We start from the raw sequence: 15,712 nt of genomic DNA, 5'->3' as shown, positions 1-15,712 counted from the left end.
CGAACGCGTCTGAAGCGGAAACGCAAGTAGAGTTGGGTCTTAATCTCGGCGATACCGAAGTCGGTGACTTAGGCACCCTAGAATACAACACGGGAAGTGGTTGGGTGACAGTGCCAAACGATGGGGTAGTAACGGTGCCAGCAGGGCAAACTGAGTTTGATGTGCGTATCGCTTCCATTGATGATGCGGTGTACGAAGGCCCTGAAGATTTCAGTGTGACGGTGACTGGCATTGGCGCAGTGCAAGGCAGCGATACGGGAACGGCAACGATAGTGGACGACGGCACGGGTCCAGGCTCTGATCCGGATGATGACCGTCCAAGCGTGACAATTTCAGATGCTGGCACCATTAATGAGGGTGACACAGCGAACTTCAAAGTGACGCTATCGAACGCGTCTGAAGCGGAAACGCAAGTGGAATTGGGTCTTAATCTTGGCGATACCGAAGTTGGAGATTTGGGCACCCTAGAATACAACACGGGAAGCGGTTGGGTTGCATTGCCAAACGATGGCGTAGTAACGGTGCCAGCGGGGCAAACTGAGTTTGATGTGCGCATTGCTTCTATTGATGATGCGGTGTACGAAGGCCCTGAAGATTTCAGTGTGACGGTGACTGGCATTGGCGCAGTGCAAGGCAGCGATACGGGAACGGCAACGATAGTGGACGACGGCACGGGTCCAGGCTCTGATCCGGATGATGACCGTCCAAGCGTGACAATTTCAGATGCTGGCACCATTAATGAGGGTGACACAGCGAACTTCAAAGTGACGCTATCGAACGCGTCTGAAGCGGAAACGCAGGTGGAACTGGGTCTTAATCTTGGCGATACCGAAGTTGGAGATTTGGGCACCTTAGAATACAACACAGGCTCCGGTTGGGTTGCAGTGCCAAACGATGGCGTGGTAACGGTGCCAGCTGGGCAAACCGAATTTGATGTGCGCATTGCTTCCATTGATGACGCCGTTTATGAAGGCCCTGAAGATTTCAGTGTGACAGTAACCGGCATTGGCGCAGTACAAGGCAGTGATACGGGTACGGCAACGATAGTGGACGATGGCACGGGTCCGGGCCCTGATCCGGATGATGACCGTCCAAGCGTGACTATTTCAGACGCTGGCACCATCAATGAGGGTGAGACAGCGAACTTCAAAGTGACGCTGTCGAATGCCTCCGAGTCCACTGTTCAAGTCGAGCTAGGCCTGAACTTAGGTGACACCGAAGTTGGAGACTTAGGCACCTTAGAATACAACACAGGCTCCGGTTGGGTTGCAGTACCAAATGATGGCGTGGTAACGGTGCCAGCTGGGCAAACCGAATTTGATGTGCGCATTGCTTCCATTGATGACGCCGTTTATGAAGGCCCTGAAGATTTCAGTGTGACAGTAACCGGCATTGCCGCAGTACAAGGCAGTGATACGGGTACGGCGACGATTATTGATAATGATGCTCCTCCTTCTATTTCAAATGTTGTGAATGCAGTTGTTTCGGAAGAAGGTTTAGCTAATGGTATCCCTGATAATACAGGATCACCTTCAGACACCACTAACTCCGCAAGTTTCTCAGGAACATTCACAGTTGCCGATCCAGACACGGCGAATGTTTCAGTGGTATTGGCAGGCCCTAACAACCTAACATCAGGAGGGGAGCCTATATCGTGGACGTGGGACAACAGTACTCAAACGCTGACTGCGAAAACTGCTCACCTGAGCGTTGTTGCTACTGTTGTGCTGAGCGAGCCTTCAGCTTCAGGTCAAGGCTCTTGGGGCTATACTATTACTCTGTTTGAGCCACTTGATCATCCTGTTAATGATGTGGAAGACATCATCAACTTTGATTTACAGATTTCTGTAAGTGATGGACAAACAACAACATCTCAAAGCTTAAATGTGGCCGTTGAAGATGATTGCCCATACGTGCCTGTGGTTGTTCAACCCGTCGATGTGTCGCTTACTGGTGCACCTAACGTTCTGACAGGGCGCATAGATTTTGCAGGAAGTGAGGCAGACGCAACCAGTCGAACATTTGGGGATGTTGTTGTGACTGCAAACGGTTTTGTGTCTGACGAATCTGTGATGCTGGGAACAGCTGAAATCAATCAATCATCAGAAGGGATTGGCGTTAAAAGTTCTGGTAACAACGGCTTCCAATTAGAAAACGAAGTCGATTATCGATTCGCGGGTAATGAGGGTGTATCAGAGCAGTTAATCATAGACTTAGGCAATAAAGTTGCTTACGGAGCAGAAATAGAATTTGAGAAAATGTTTGGTGGTGAACTTGAGAAAGGAATCGCATCTTTTTATAGAGATGGTGTATTAATTGCTCAGCAATCGTTCAGCTCTGACGCAAGCAGTGGTGATTACGCGGCAAATTTCAATGTTCAACAGGGAGGCTTTGATAAAATCATCCTCGAGGCGACCAGTAATGGCAATGGCCCGGATACTGAAGACAACAGTGACTTTACCGTTAAATCAATAACCTTTACAGGTGCGTACTCTGGCGTGCCAATTGCTAGTGCGGATGGGAACCTCGGTGCTGTATATGGAGCTGATGGCCCTGGTTCTATAGTCTTAAATGGAGGTGAGGCTGGTTTAGAGACTCTAGATGGTAAAGACGTGTTGATATACGTCGATCCACAAAACTCTAATAGACTGATTGCAGAGGCTGATGGAGAGCTTGCATTCGAAGTTCAACTTACACCTAGCACTGGAAAGTGGGAGTTCTTCCAATACTTGCCTTTGACCTCACCTTATGGCGATGGGGATATCGATTTTAACTACACGATTACTGATAATGATGGTGACAGTAAAACGGGGTACTTTTCTGTCAACCCTTACGCCCCACCAATCGTAGAAGGTGTAACTCTAAACGTTTCTGAGGAAGGCTTAAGCAACGCCATTGCTGATGACTCTGCTCTAAACGGCTTTGATGACACAACTGACTCGAGTACTGATGTAGAACAATTGACGCTGGGTCAAACCGTTGATTCTGTTACGCTCAGTGAACCATCTACAGCTCTTACTAGTAACGGTATCTCTGTAACGTGGACGTTATCAAATAACGACCAAATGCTTATCGGTTCAGCGAACGGTGAAGAGGTTATCAAAATATCAGTCAATGATACTGGAGTGGTATCTACGGAGCTTCTTGGTCCGATTGATCACTCCAACCCATCTGGAGAAGACACCTTAAATATTGAGGTGCCTGTGCTTGTCTCGAATGCTCGTGGTCTTACTAACTCCACAACGGTCAACGTTATTGTGGAAGATGACTCACCAGATTCTGCATCTATTATTCACGATGTAGTTGCAGAAACTAAAGAAAGTGCCAACGTTCAGCTCATAATGGATGTCTCGGGTTCTATGCGAACGGATAATCGCTTGCAGATAATGAAAGATTCGGCAACTCAGTTATTGAATCAATATGAGTCTATCGGTCAAACGCGAGTTCAAATTATTACTTATAGCAGTACAGCATCCACTTACGCTATAGGTGCTGCGACGTGGCTGACGGTCGAGGATGCCAAAGCGTATATTGAGACGCTAACTGCGGGTGGCGCGACTAACTATAACAACGCGCTAAATGAAGCAAAACAGTCATGGGATGATGTAGGTAAGTTAACCAGTGCGTCGAATGTTAGTTACTTCTTGTCAGATGGTCAGCCAAACCCTGCGTCATCATTTATAAACGACGCTCGCGAGCAGAGTTGGATTGATCACCTAACCGATCCTGATAATCAGATAACAGCCCTAGCGTATGGTATGGGCGTTAATCTTATGCCGGAGCAATTAGATCGCGTAGCATATGATGGCTTTTTGAATCAAGACCTTGATGGTGTTGTGGTTCCTGACGTAACTCAATTACCTCCGGTTATGTTGCAGTCAGTGATTCAACCTGTTGGGGGGAACTTGATGTATACCACTTCTCCAGATACAGGTATTGGTGCAGATGGTGGTTATATTAGCGAAATAGAACATGACGGTGTCACTTATTCGTTTGATGGTTCAGACCTAATAGTAACTGACAATAACGATGGTATTTCGCATGCATTTGACGACACAACGATGCAGCTTACTATCTATATCGACAGCAAACATACTCTGGAAATCGACCTAAACGATGGTGCGTATGCATTTTATGGTGCGGTGGGTGATACAGTTGAAACGTTAGACTTCGATTATGTATTGACGGATAACGATGGCGATCAAAGTGAGAATACCCTGCAATTCATTATTGATGAAAACGGAGGAGTAAATGCTTCAAGTAATGGCTCTGCAAATATTATTGAAGCTGAAGTAGATGTAAGTCATGACATCTTGATCGGTAATGATAACGAGGCAGATGTCTTTAAATGGGTCAACGACTCCTTGGATACAGGAACAGATCTAATTAGAGGTTTTGAGAGAGATTTGGACACCTTAGATCTGAGTGAAGTAGTTGAAGATGCAGGGCACAATACGATAGAAGAACTTCTTAATAGTATTGACTTGAACATTGATGGCGATGACTTATCTCTAGAAATAACCCATAACGATGGAAACTCAATTCAAACTATCGTAATAGAAAACGGGGCGACAGAGTTTAGTGATTTAATCGTGGGAAATGCGGACTTTGAGAGAGATGTGTTATCCGCACTAACTAAGGTTAACTTAGAGCCATAATGAAAAAGGGCCAGTAGGCCCTTTTCTTCTGCTTTGTCTTACTTATTCGTAGCCTAAAGCACTTTACATGCAAAACCTTTTAAGTAGAAGCCTTCTGGATATGCTGTATCGGTTGGGTGGTCAGCGGCTTGCTCAAAACGCTCCACAAACTTTACTTGGCGGTTAGCGTCTACGGCTGCATCAGCGATGATTTTCTGGAACAGAACTTGATCCATCAAGCCAGAGCACGAGTAGGTCAGTAGCGTGCCGCCCGGTTTTAGAATTTGCATTGCTAGCATGTTGATGTCTTTGTAACCACGACATGCGCCGTTTAGTTGTGCTTTGCTCTCTGCGAACTTCGGTGGGTCCATGATCACAACATCGAACTGAGTTCCTTGATCACGATACTCACGAAGCAGCTTAAACACGTCTGCATTTAGGAAGACGGCACGCTTCTTCGAAATATCAAACTCGTTTAGTTCTGCGTTGAATTTTGCGGTATCTAAAGCAGGTTGTGACACGTCAGCGTTAATCACACGCTTTGCATCACCTTTTAGAGCGTAAAGTCCGAAGCCACCAGTGTAAGAGAAGCAGTTAAGAACTTCTTTGCCTTTCATATATTTCATCGCTTGCTGGCGACTATCACGTTGATCTAGGTAGAAACCTGTTTTGTGTCCGCCAACGATATCTACACTAATCTTTACGCCATTTTCTTCGATGACGACCGATTTAGGTGGCTCTTCGCCGTGCAAGACGCCCGTGATCTCTTTTAAACCTTCTTTTTTACGAACGGCCACGTCAGAGCGCTCGTACACATTACAATCAGGGAAGCACTCAACCAGAGCGTCAACAATAGCCTGCTTATTGTGTTCTGCGCCAGCACTGAGAAGTTGGCACACAAAGAAATTTTGGTAACGGTCGATCGTAACGCCTGGTAAGCCGTCAGACTCTGCTGCGATAAGGCGATAACCCGTAAGGCCATCACGTTCGATAATGTCTTCACGAAGAAGTTGTGCGTCTTTAAGTCGTTTAACGAAAAACGCGGTGTCGATTTCTTCTTTATCAAAACTCCAAATACGAGCACGAATTTGTGAAGCTGGCGAATATGCCGCCTTAGCTAGCCATTTACCGTCGTGAGTGAATACATCAACCGTTTCGCCAAGAGCAGGTTCGCCCTCAACTTTGTTGATGCCTCGAGAGAAGATCCAAGGGTGCTTGCGCTTGACCGATTTCTCACGACCTTTAACCAAATAGATAGCAGCTGTCATTTCATTAGCTCTTGTTGAATTTTGAAAGGGGCGTATTGTCCGGGATGTGAATGGTAAAAGCAATATCCCTCGGCAATCCAGTACATTGTAGTGACTTTTAAATACAAAAAAGGTCACTAAAGTGACCCTTTTATTTGAATTTGCTGTAACAGATTCCGTTGCTATGCTTTAAGTCCAGTAAGTAGTGTTTCCATGGTGTCGCTTTGCTTACGCAGTTGATCAACGTTTTGTGAAGTCGTGCTTATCATATTGCACACGTTATCTGCTTGAACTCGAATCTCTTCAACGCTTGAGGCGATATTGTCCGCGACTACACCTTGCTCTTCAGCTGCTGTTGCAATTTGAATGCTACTGTCGGAGATAGTTTGATTTTTATCTGCCAAAGAGCCGATTTCGTGATTCACTTCCGTCATGAGGTTTTGTCCCTCATTTGCATTATTAACTGTCACTTCCATCAGCTTAGTAAGCGACTGGCTGTTACGCTGTAATGATTCAATCATCGTTTGGATTTCAACTGTCGCTTGCTGAGTGCGTCCCGCAAGAGCGCGAACCTCATCCGCAACGACCGCAAATCCACGACCTTGTTCTCCAGCACGTGCAGCTTCAATAGCCGCGTTCAGAGCAAGTAGGTTGGTTTGCTCGGAGATCCCATTGATGGTTGTCACGACTTCATCAATTTGTGCTGCATTGGCATCTAACTCGGCAACGGCTTGAGACGCAGATTGAATCTCATTAGAAAGGTTCGAAATCGAGTGAAGCGTATTCTCAACTTTCACTTGTCCAGACTGAGCCACGTTTCGCGCATCATCGGTTTGCGTGCTTGAATCGTGAGCTAGTGTCGCGACTTCTCGAATCGTTGATGCCATCTGTTCAGTTGCACTCGCAAGAGAGTTGAGGTGTTCCTGCTGAGTCGCTGAAATATCTGAACTGTGATGAATCGATTGATTCAGGTCTGAGCTAATTTGTTGCATTAACGCCACAGACTCTTGAATCGACAGCACCATTTGTTGCTCTCGTTCTGCAACTTTGTCTATCGTAATAGCAATTTCACTAAACTCGTCGCGAACAGGGAAGAAGTTCATTCTCGCAGTTAAGTCGCCACCCGCAAGAGTGTTTAATGCTTTGTTCATCGTGAACATCGCGCCGCCAATAAACGTCATGATGTAGTAAACGCCAAGAGCGAGAATAAACAAGCTCACACAGATAATGCTTACTTGAGTCGTTGATAGGGCAGCCCATAAAGAAAGTTCATGGTTCGCAACCAAACTGTACGTACCATTTAAAACAGACACGGATTGCGAACCAGAGCCAATAGAAACGGTTTCTGAACCAGCGATGAGGCTTGCTACTTGAGATTGAGAAAGGTTGCCTGCCTCTATCAGACCTTTCATAAGCATGAGCTCTTCTTGGTACATACTTGAGATCAGTGTATTAGCCGCGCTATTAAGGACGAGAGTGAGAATGACTAAAGCAAGAAGAGGGAGAACGAAGAGCAAATAGAACTTTTCTTGAATCTTTAAGTGAATGAGATACTTATCAATCCAGCGGAATGGAATTTCTTTCATAATTATAATAACCGTGCAAAAACCCACTATCCTTAGTGGGGTGAATAGACGAAAAGAATATATCACTCAGTAAAAAGAAGCGGTACAAAGATGAACGTAAAGTGTGAGAGATTTATAGTAAAAGGTCACGTTCAAGGCGTCGGCTTTCGTTACCATACTTCCCATCAAGGATTGAAGCTAGGGTTAACAGGTTATGCGAAGAACCTAAACAATGGCGATGTTGAAGTGATGGCGTGTGGAACAGACGCGCAAATAGTTGCGTTTTCGGAATGGTTACAAGAAGGACCGCGAACGGCAACAGTAGAGCATGTGATGCAGGAACCTGCGTCGTATAAGCCGTTACGCGGTTTTAAAATTTTATGAATCTACAAGCATTTAGCTGGCTTTGGTAGGCCGGCTAATTTGGTTGCTTGTTTGGCTGGCCCCTTTTTAAACAGCTTGAATAGATACTTACTGTTACCTTTTTCTGGGCCGTGCGCTTTTTCCATCGCTTTCACAAGCATACGCACTGCAGGGGAGGTATTAAACTCTTCATAAAAGTCTCGCACAAAATGCACAACTTCCAAATGAGCATCCGTAAGCTCGATGTCTTCTTCTTTTGCTAAAAGCTCAATCATACCTTCTTCCCATTGAGTATGATCCAATAAGTAGCCTTGAGCATCCGTTTCAATTTCTTTGCCGTTGTAAACGAACATAACGTTTTATCCGTTAAGTAAACATGGATGTTTATAGATTAGCGACAGCCGAGAATGTTCTCAACAAAAGAATCTCGAAGTCGTATCGAGCGAAGCAAAAGCGTACAAAATGGTGAGTGTTTTTGACTGAGCTAGGCACTTTGATATAAATGCTCTTTTATTCAAATAAATAAGAAACTATTCAGTTTGTTAGAAATTTTACGGTGTGAGTACCAACGAAATTGCATGGATATCCAGGCTTATTCATTTTTGTTTTGGTTTTTTCTTGGCTACTTGTCTGATTATGGGATTTTATGGGTGAATGAATAGCTGACAACGTTGTGTTTGTTTTCATAGACCGATATTCTCTTTGATTGATGAAAAGCCTGTATTCAGGTTAGAAACAACAATGATGACAAGGAGTTAGTCATGTCGAAACAACGTTACATTGAGATTAATGACAATGTAAAATCCACTTGGTCCATCGAGCGAATTTGGCAACTTGCAGAATCCTTACCTGTAGAAGAAATTGCGATTGATGATATAAAAGGCCCAAATGAAGTGACTTGGTTTAGTCATGAAGGGCCACAGCCAACCTGCCGTGAAATTGCAAAACATTGCCGACGAATCAACAATGCTGATTTGTCGTATCCGGTAATCTTAACCAGTGACTATCGTGTTTTTGACGGTATGCACCGAATCGCCAAGCAAATCATGTTAGGAGAGGAAACGATCAAAGTGAGACGCTTTAGAGAAAATCCAGAAGCTGACGAAGTTATCGAGTTGTCAGTAGAGCAGGCGTAATACACTGAATTGCACACAAAGAAAAAGCCCGAAGGAATTACCTTCGGGCTTTTTTATTCTACTTAACGAGAAACGATTAATCGTCGTTCATAATACCTAGAATGCTTAGTAGGCTGATGAAGATGTTGTAGATTGATACATACAAAGTTACTGTCGCAGAGATGTAGTTTGTTTCACCGCCACGAATAATGCTTTGTGTTGTCATCAGGATCGCCATAGTAGAGAAAATGATAAACAAGCTGCTCAACGCCAAGTGTAAGAGGGTTGATTGAATAAAGAAGCTTGCAATCATGCCCACAACCAGCACAACAAATAGTGATAGCATTAAGCCACCCATCATCGATAGGTCACGTTTCGTTGTTAGTGCGTATGCCGATGCTGCCATGAAAGATAGTGCCGTACCACCGAGTGCGGTTAATACGATATCGCCCATGCCTGCACCTATGTACATGTTTAGAATAGGGCCAACGGTGTAACCTAAGAAGCCAGTAAATAGGAACGTAAACACAAGGCCAAGACTGTTGTTACGGTTTTTCTCTGTTAAGAATAATAGGCCGTAGAAACCAACCAGCATTAGGATGATACCTGGATGTGGAAGGTTAAATGCCATTGCAACGCCAGCAACGACTGCCGACCATAAAAGTGTCATTGAAAGTAGAGCGTAAGTATTACGCAATACTTTGTTCGTTTGTAGAGCACTTTCTTGAGTTGAAGTGCGGGTAAACATTGGACTGTTCATAATCTTCCTCGATAAGAGACTTTCTTTTAAGTACATTTATGGGATTGAAAGTTCAAAAAATCAAGCCCTAACCATACGTAACTTAGATAAAATAATAATAGAAATAAGATGTTATGTATTTGGCAACTTGTAACACAATATTACTGCCTAGCATAGCTATGTTGATTCTTACACAGATTTTTGAATTTAGTAACAAAAAGCACTGGCTTCATAGAAACCAGTGCTTTTTTATGTCGATTCGGCTAAATCTTAGTGGTGTAAGATTTGCGCTAGGAAGTTTTGGGTCCTATCCGATTGAGGATTCTCAAAGAAGTCGACCGGGTTGTTTTCTTCGATGATCTCTCCTGCGTCCATGAATATCACGCGATCGGCAACTTCTTTAGCAAAGCCCATTTCATGTGTCACACATAGCATAGTCATGCCTTCCTCGGCGAGTTCGACCATTACATCCAGTACTTCGCGAACCATTTCCGGGTCGAGTGCAGATGTTGGCTCATCAAAAAGCATGACTTTAGGGTTCATACACAAAGAGCGAGCAATCGCCACACGTTGTTGCTGGCCACCAGACAGCTGACCGGGATACTTCTCCGCTTGGTCTGGAATTTTTACACGTTCCAGATATTTCATCGCAACTGCTTCTGCCTCATCTTTTGGCATCTTCTTCACCCAGATAGGCGCGAGCGTACAGTTTTCCAGTACGGTTAAATGAGGGAAGAGATTAAAGTGTTGAAAGCACATGCCCACTTCTCGGCGTACTGCTTCAATGTTCTTTAAGTCTTCAGTTAATTCCGTACCAGAGACGTAAATGCTGCCTGCTTGGTGTTCTTCAAGGCGGTTAATACAGCGAATCATCGTTGATTTTCCCGACCCAGATGGGCCACAGATAACGATTTTCTCGCCGCGCTTAACGTCGAGGTTAATATTTTTTAGTACGTGAAACTCACCATACCATTTATTCATGTCCTTCAATTGGATCATGTAATCTTGTTGTTGCGTCATAATACGTCCTTGATCTTGATGAGTTATCGTTTGTGACCGGTATGAAGTTTGTTTTCAAGCCATATCGAATAGCGTGACATGCCAAAACAAAATACCCAAAACACTAACGCGACAAATACATAACTTTCAGTAGCAAAACCTAACCATTCAGGGTCGGTATTTGCTGCTTGTCCTATACCGAGTACGTCAAACATGCCAATGATGAGTACTAAACTGGTGTCTTTAAACAAACCGATAAAGGTGTTCACGATAGAAGGAATAGTAATCTTTAGCGCCTGTGGCAAGATAATAAGCCCAGTCTTTTTCCAGTAACTTAACCCAAGCGCATCAGCGGCTTCATATTGACCTTTCGGAATGGCTTGTAGACCACCGCGTACCACTTCTGCCATGTAAGCGGAGGCAAACATAACCACACCGATAAGGGCGCGAATCAGTTTATCTGTCTCTGAACCTTCAGACATAAACAATGGAAGCATAACCGAAGCCATGAACAAAACCGTAATAAGCGGAACGCCACGCCAAACTTCAATGTAGACGGTACAAATGCTGCGAATGATCGGCATCTCTGAACGTCTACCAAGCGCAAGCACCACACCAATTGGCAGTGAAACTACGATACCAACTAACGCAATAATGAGCGTAACGAGTAATCCACCCCATTTGTGTGTATCGACCACTTCTAGTCCAAAGACACCCCCGTATAACAGCCCAGCGATGATGAATGGATAGATGTTTACGAAGAAAAGCCAAATCCACATCCGTTTCGGTGTCTTCTCATACGCGAGTAAAACGGTAAATATGGCTAATGTGATATAGAAAAGGCGAGGGCGCCATAGTTCGGACTCTGGATAAAAACCATACATGAACTGCTCCCAGCGCACGCTGATAAATACCCAGCAAGCACCATCTCGGCTACAGTCGTCACGCGTTGAGCCAATCCAGTCTGCGTTAATAAACGCCCAATCCACGATATACCATATTGCAGTTACGACAATATACGCAAGAATGACAGTAACAATGGAATTGATAGGGCCATTAAATAGATTTTTCCGCATCCAACCAACGAAGCCTACAGTATTGGCGGGTGGTGGGAGATCCGGTTGAAATTGATGAGTACTCATATTATCTCTCCACCAGCGCGACTTTACGGTTATACAAGTTCATTAATGCAGACGTAATCAGACTTAATGTCAAGTACACGCCCATCGTCATCGCAATGATCTCAATCGCTTGTCCCGTTTGGTTCAGGGTAGTACCAGCAAACACAGAGACAAGATCTGGGTAACCAATCGCCATCGCTAACGATGAGTTTTTGGTGAGGTTGAGATATTGACTGGTTAAAGGTGGAATAATAATTCGTAACGCTTGAGGAATGACAACAAGCTTTAAAGTTTTCGAGCGTGGTAAGCCTAGCGACATCGCTGCTTCGGTTTGACCATGACTAACCGCATTAATACCAGAGCGAACAATCTCAGCAATGAAAGAAGCTGTATAAACACTCAATGCCAAAAGTAGCGCAGCCAATTCAGGAATAATGCTAATACCACCTCGGAAGTTAAACCCTTTTAGTTCAGGATAATTCAGTGAAATTGGCATACCAGCAAGGAAGTACACAACCAATGGAAGGCCAACAACTAAACCCAAAACTATTCTTCCCATTGGGGTTTGTTGCCCAGTGAGACGTTGCTTATTATTCGCCCATACATTAATTAATAAGCTTGCGATTACCCCGAAGATTAACGCGGCAATAACGTAGCTACTGCCGGGTTCCATAGTCGGTGCAGGGAAATATAAGCCACGAACGTTCAGGAAAATAGCTTCACCAAGACTTAAGCTTTGGCGTGGTGAGGGTAATGCTTGAAGAACAGCGAAATACCAGAAGAATATTTGCAGAAGAAGGGGGATATTTCGGAAAGTTTCGATATAAACTGCCGCTAAACGACTAACTAACCAGTTAGAAGAAAGGCGGGCAACCCCCATGGTAAAGCCAATCACAGTAGCCAGAATAATACCTAATACGGAGACTAACGCCGTATTAAGAAGGCCGATGATAAATGTTCTACCGTAAGAGTACGTTTCATCGTATTCAATTAGTGTTAACCCAATACCAAACCCGGCTTCTTGATTCAGAAAACCGAAGCCCGTTGCAATACCACGAGCATCTAAGTTATTGAGAGCGTTGTTTACAATCGTGTAAAAGAAAAATACCAGTGCAGCAATGGCAATGATCTGGAAAATAGCAGAACGAAAGGCAGGATTATAAATCAGGCTCTTGCTTCCGCTTGGTTTGGACATCGTACTTGGCGATGCATCTTGTGTCGGTTTCATACAGCGATAACCTCAAACCTTAGTTATAGATATCGGCCTGTATAAAGAAGTTTCGTCCTTGCTGGCTAAAGAATAACGCTCCATGTCTGGTGACGTACGAACCTTTAAAGCCGTTCCACCAAGCGAGCGCTTTTCGCCATCCAATGAGCGATCCTTACTCATACAGTGAGATATAATCAAGAAAAAGGGCGGCATGAACCGCCCTGATTAACTCTTTCTATCGGATTGGTGGCGCGTACATAAAGCCGCCTGCATTCCATAGCGCATTAACGCCACGAGAGATTTCTAACGGCGAACCAGTACCGACTGTACGTTCGAAGCTTTCACCATAGTTACCAACTTGTTTGATAACCTGGTAGCCCCAATCGTCGCGGATACCCAACCCTTTGCCTTTAGGGCCATCAACACCAAGGATACGTTTGATGTTTGGATCTGTTGACTTCAGCATTTCATCCGCATTCTTCGAACTAATACCGTATTCTTCAGCGTTAATCATCGCAGACAATGTCCACTTAGCGATGTTAAACCATTGATCATCGCCTTGACGAACGACTGGACCTAGTGGCTCTTTAGAGATGATTTCTGGAAGAACGGCCGCAGAGGACGGATCTTTCAAATTCAAACGTAGTGCATAAAGGCCAGATTGGTCAGTTGTTAGTACGTCACAGCGTCCCGCATCAAAACCTTTCGAAGTTTGCGCCGCTGTGTCGAATACCACTGGTTTGTACGCCATGCCTTGGTTGCGGAAATAATCTGCAAGGTTTAGCTCGGTTGTTGTACCTGATTGAACACATACCGACGCACCATCAAGCTCTTTAGCACTTGATATACCAAGTTCCTTCTTCACCATAAAGCCTTGACCGTCGTAGTAGTTCACACCTACGAAGTTTAGGCCCAGTGCAGTGTCACGGTGGAGAGTCCAGGTCGTGTTACGGGAAAGCACATCAATCTCACCAGATTGAAGCGCAGTGAAACGTTCTTTTGCGGTTAGGGGTACATATTTAACTTTCGTTTTATCCCCAAGAACGGCTGCAGCCAGTGCTTGGCAATATTCTACGTCGATACCTTCCCATTCGCCTTTTGAGTTAGGGTTAGAGAAACCAGGTAGACCGGTACTTACGCCACAAGTAAGAAAGCCTTGTTTTGTGACTTTGTCCAGAGTAGTGTCTGCTGCTTGAGCTGATGTTGCCATCATCGCAGTAGAAGCCGCTACGACGGAAGCAAGAACTGTGAGTTTATTTGCCATTTGTATCCTTCCTGTATGATCCATGTTTAATCAGGAGTGACCTGAAATAACGTGTCCAATTCGTTAGAGTTATCGTCCTACGTGATTGATTTTCGAAGAAACGGCATTCGATAGATCAACCAGTTATAAGCGTAGGAAAGGATCTGTTAATTCTCAAATATATAATTTAAATGAAGTTTTGAGAGAACTTACAAAGTGCCTTGAGATTTAGAATGACGAAATGTTAATTGTTTGTAAATAGTGCAATTCATGGACAATTTGGTGCATCAGAACAATCAATAGAAGAGTGAACAATACAAAAGAATAAAAAGTTGTTATTAAAACTGTCATTAGCTGAGCAAGGTGAAGTTCAGTAAAAATTCAAACAAAAATTATTTGTGATACCGAAACAGGGTGATGAGCTTGCCCCATTTTTGGTAGCATGGTCTACAACAGCTAATTAGAGTAATCATGGATTGAAATGCGATATTTTCCTCTGTTCTTAGATTTAATTAATAAACCCGTTCTCGTCGTGGGTGGCGGTGAGGTGGCAAGCCGAAAGGTGGAAGCGTTGCTAAAGGCTGGGGCGGATGTGACTATCGTTTCTCCGACGTTGGTTGATTTTCTGTCTAAGCTTGCTTCTGAGCATCAACTGCGCTGGGTACAACGTTTCTATTCGAGTGACATTGTCACTAAAAACTTTGTTCAAGTGTGGGCGACGACAGACAATCCTGAGCTAAATCACCAAGTGTACAAAGATGCCAAAGAGCTAGGCATCTTGGTTAACGTTGTGGATGATAAGCCTTATTGTGATTTCATCACGCCGTCTATGATTAATCGTGGCCGCATCCAAATCGCAATCTCTAGTGGTGGAGCTTCGCCAGTTTTAATTCGAAACATCCGTGAAAAACTTGAATCGATACTGCCACAAAACATGGGGTTGATGGCGGACTTTGCTAACTCAAAGCGAAACTCAATTAAAGAGGCGCTGCCTAGTGTCGATTTACGCCGCAAGTTTTGGGAGCAATTCTTCTCGAACCCCGAGGTGGAAAACGCGCGAGATAATCGTGAGTTAGAAGCAATTTACCAAGCGACCATGGCAACACCTTTAGATGAAAAGGGAAGTTGTACTTGGGTTCATGTTGGGAAAGATGTTGAGATGTTGCCAATAAAAGCCGTACGCTATATGCAACAAGCGGAGCTGGCTCTGTACTCAACTCGATGTGAAGCGAATGTGTTAGAACTAATACGAAGAGATGCAGAAAGAGAAGCTTTCTCGAGCGCTGCTGAGCTTTCGGATATGCTGGCCAAGGCTAAAGCTGAAAAGCTTCGAATTTGCGTGTTCATACCACAAGGAACGAGCGAATTCGTATTGCTGCAAGGACAGGACTTAGTTATCTAGCAATGCCAAATGCTAAAGTGGATACGTAGTTCGTTACACTAAAGCCAATAAAAAACGCCAGCGGATTATGC

The 15,712-nt window shown here is 44.3% G+C and carries 12 protein-coding genes; 4 read left to right on the top strand and 8 right to left on the bottom strand.

Annotated features, from left to right (window positions below; all coding sequences use genetic code 11):
• Nucleotides 1–4,658: Calx-beta domain-containing protein (locus R7F07_RS16120; RefSeq protein WP_318110536.1), on the top strand; the 4,658-nt coding region annotated here is incomplete at its 5' end.
• Between the two features lie 53 nt (nucleotides 4,659–4,711).
• Here the strand turns inward: R7F07_RS16120 and R7F07_RS16115 are convergent.
• Both R7F07_RS16115 and R7F07_RS16110 read right to left on the bottom strand, forming a co-directional pair.
• Nucleotides 4,712–5,905, bottom strand: coding sequence for a class I SAM-dependent methyltransferase (locus R7F07_RS16115; protein WP_054574168.1), 1,194 nt, complete (start codon nucleotides 5,903–5,905; stop codon nucleotides 4,712–4,714).
• Nucleotides 5,906–6,066: 161 nt separating this feature from the next.
• Nucleotides 6,067–7,470 carry a methyl-accepting chemotaxis protein gene (locus R7F07_RS16110; RefSeq protein WP_054730265.1) on the bottom strand — a complete coding sequence of 468 codons (1,404 nt, stop codon included), beginning with the start codon at nucleotides 7,468–7,470 and terminating at the stop codon, nucleotides 6,067–6,069.
• A gap of 90 nt (nucleotides 7,471–7,560) precedes the next feature.
• Here R7F07_RS16110 and yccX point away from each other — a divergent pair, with 90 nt between their 5' ends.
• On the top strand, nucleotides 7,561–7,833 hold the full coding sequence (gene yccX, locus R7F07_RS16105; protein WP_017634611.1) for an acylphosphatase: 273 nt from the start codon (nucleotides 7,561–7,563) through the stop codon (nucleotides 7,831–7,833).
• A gap of 2 nt (nucleotides 7,834–7,835) precedes the next feature.
• On the opposite strand, the gene R7F07_RS16100 is transcribed toward yccX, so the two are convergent.
• Entirely contained in the window at nucleotides 7,836–8,165 is a 330-nt protein-coding gene (locus R7F07_RS16100) for a TusE/DsrC/DsvC family sulfur relay protein (protein ID WP_005377396.1), read from the bottom strand.
• Between the two features lie 408 nt (nucleotides 8,166–8,573).
• Here R7F07_RS16100 and R7F07_RS16095 point away from each other — a divergent pair, with 408 nt between their 5' ends.
• On the top strand, nucleotides 8,574–8,948 hold the full coding sequence (locus R7F07_RS16095; RefSeq protein WP_025766606.1) for a chromosome partitioning protein ParB: 375 nt from the start codon (nucleotides 8,574–8,576) through the stop codon (nucleotides 8,946–8,948).
• Between the two features lie 76 nt (nucleotides 8,949–9,024).
• Here the strand turns inward: R7F07_RS16095 and R7F07_RS16090 are convergent, their stop codons facing one another.
• The 5 genes from R7F07_RS16090 to R7F07_RS16070 all read right to left on the bottom strand — a co-directional run bounded on the left by R7F07_RS16090 (nucleotide 9,025) and on the right by R7F07_RS16070 (nucleotide 14,260).
• Entirely contained in the window at nucleotides 9,025–9,687 is a 663-nt protein-coding gene (locus R7F07_RS16090) for a Bax inhibitor-1/YccA family protein (protein ID WP_025766607.1), read from the bottom strand.
• Between the two features lie 249 nt (nucleotides 9,688–9,936).
• Nucleotides 9,937–10,686, bottom strand: coding sequence for an amino acid ABC transporter ATP-binding protein (locus tag R7F07_RS16085; protein WP_005377400.1), 750 nt, complete (start codon nucleotides 10,684–10,686; stop codon nucleotides 9,937–9,939).
• A gap of 23 nt (nucleotides 10,687–10,709) precedes the next feature.
• A complete protein-coding gene (locus tag R7F07_RS16080) occupies nucleotides 10,710–11,807 on the bottom strand; it encodes an amino acid ABC transporter permease (protein WP_005389988.1) in 1,098 nt (365 codons plus the stop codon).
• 1 nt (nucleotide 11,808) lies between these two features.
• Nucleotides 11,809–13,014, bottom strand: a complete 1,206-nt coding sequence (locus tag R7F07_RS16075; RefSeq protein ID WP_005377402.1) for an amino acid ABC transporter permease — start codon at nucleotides 13,012–13,014, stop codon at nucleotides 11,809–11,811.
• A gap of 217 nt (nucleotides 13,015–13,231) precedes the next feature.
• Nucleotides 13,232–14,260, bottom strand: coding sequence for an amino acid ABC transporter substrate-binding protein (locus tag R7F07_RS16070; RefSeq protein ID WP_005377403.1), 1,029 nt, complete (start codon nucleotides 14,258–14,260; stop codon nucleotides 13,232–13,234).
• 460 nt (nucleotides 14,261–14,720) lie between these two features.
• Between R7F07_RS16070 and R7F07_RS16065 the strand changes: the two genes are divergently transcribed.
• Nucleotides 14,721–15,641 carry a bifunctional precorrin-2 dehydrogenase/sirohydrochlorin ferrochelatase gene (locus R7F07_RS16065; RefSeq protein WP_005377406.1) on the top strand — a complete coding sequence of 307 codons (921 nt, stop codon included), beginning with the start codon at nucleotides 14,721–14,723 and terminating at the stop codon, nucleotides 15,639–15,641.
• Nucleotides 15,642–15,712 lie beyond the last annotated feature (71 nt).

This window comes from Vibrio sp. YT-16 (assembly GCF_033337405.1).
In the GTDB taxonomy this organism is placed as follows: domain Bacteria; phylum Pseudomonadota; class Gammaproteobacteria; order Enterobacterales; family Vibrionaceae; genus Vibrio; species Vibrio alginolyticus.
Note: the sequence above shows the minus strand (reverse complement) of the source record. Positions and strands in the feature narration are given on the sequence as shown.

What these genes read in the sequence shown, in the direction of transcription:
- R7F07_RS16115 (WP_054574168.1), bottom strand. Translation starts at nt 5,905, where the DNA reads ATGACAGCTGCTATCTATTTGGTTAAAGGTCGTGAGAAATCGGTCAAG.
- R7F07_RS16110 (WP_054730265.1), bottom strand. Translation starts at nt 7,470, where the DNA reads ATGAAAGAAATTCCATTCCGCTGGATTGATAAGTATCTCATTCACTTA.
- yccX (WP_017634611.1), top strand. Translation starts at nt 7,561, where the DNA reads ATGAACGTAAAGTGTGAGAGATTTATAGTAAAAGGTCACGTTCAAGGC.
- R7F07_RS16100 (WP_005377396.1), bottom strand. Translation starts at nt 8,165, where the DNA reads ATGTTCGTTTACAACGGCAAAGAAATTGAAACGGATGCTCAAGGCTAC.
- R7F07_RS16095 (WP_025766606.1), top strand. Translation starts at nt 8,574, where the DNA reads ATGTCGAAACAACGTTACATTGAGATTAATGACAATGTAAAATCCACT.
- R7F07_RS16090 (WP_025766607.1), bottom strand. Translation starts at nt 9,687, where the DNA reads ATGAACAGTCCAATGTTTACCCGCACTTCAACTCAAGAAAGTGCTCTA.
- R7F07_RS16085 (WP_005377400.1), bottom strand. Translation starts at nt 10,686, where the DNA reads ATGACGCAACAACAAGATTACATGATCCAATTGAAGGACATGAATAAA.
- R7F07_RS16080 (WP_005389988.1), bottom strand. Translation starts at nt 11,807, where the DNA reads ATGAGTACTCATCAATTTCAACCGGATCTCCCACCACCCGCCAATACT.
- R7F07_RS16075 (WP_005377402.1), bottom strand. Translation starts at nt 13,014, where the DNA reads ATGAAACCGACACAAGATGCATCGCCAAGTACGATGTCCAAACCAAGC.
- R7F07_RS16070 (WP_005377403.1), bottom strand. Translation starts at nt 14,260, where the DNA reads ATGGCAAATAAACTCACAGTTCTTGCTTCCGTCGTAGCGGCTTCTACT.
- R7F07_RS16065 (WP_005377406.1), top strand. Translation starts at nt 14,721, where the DNA reads ATGCGATATTTTCCTCTGTTCTTAGATTTAATTAATAAACCCGTTCTC.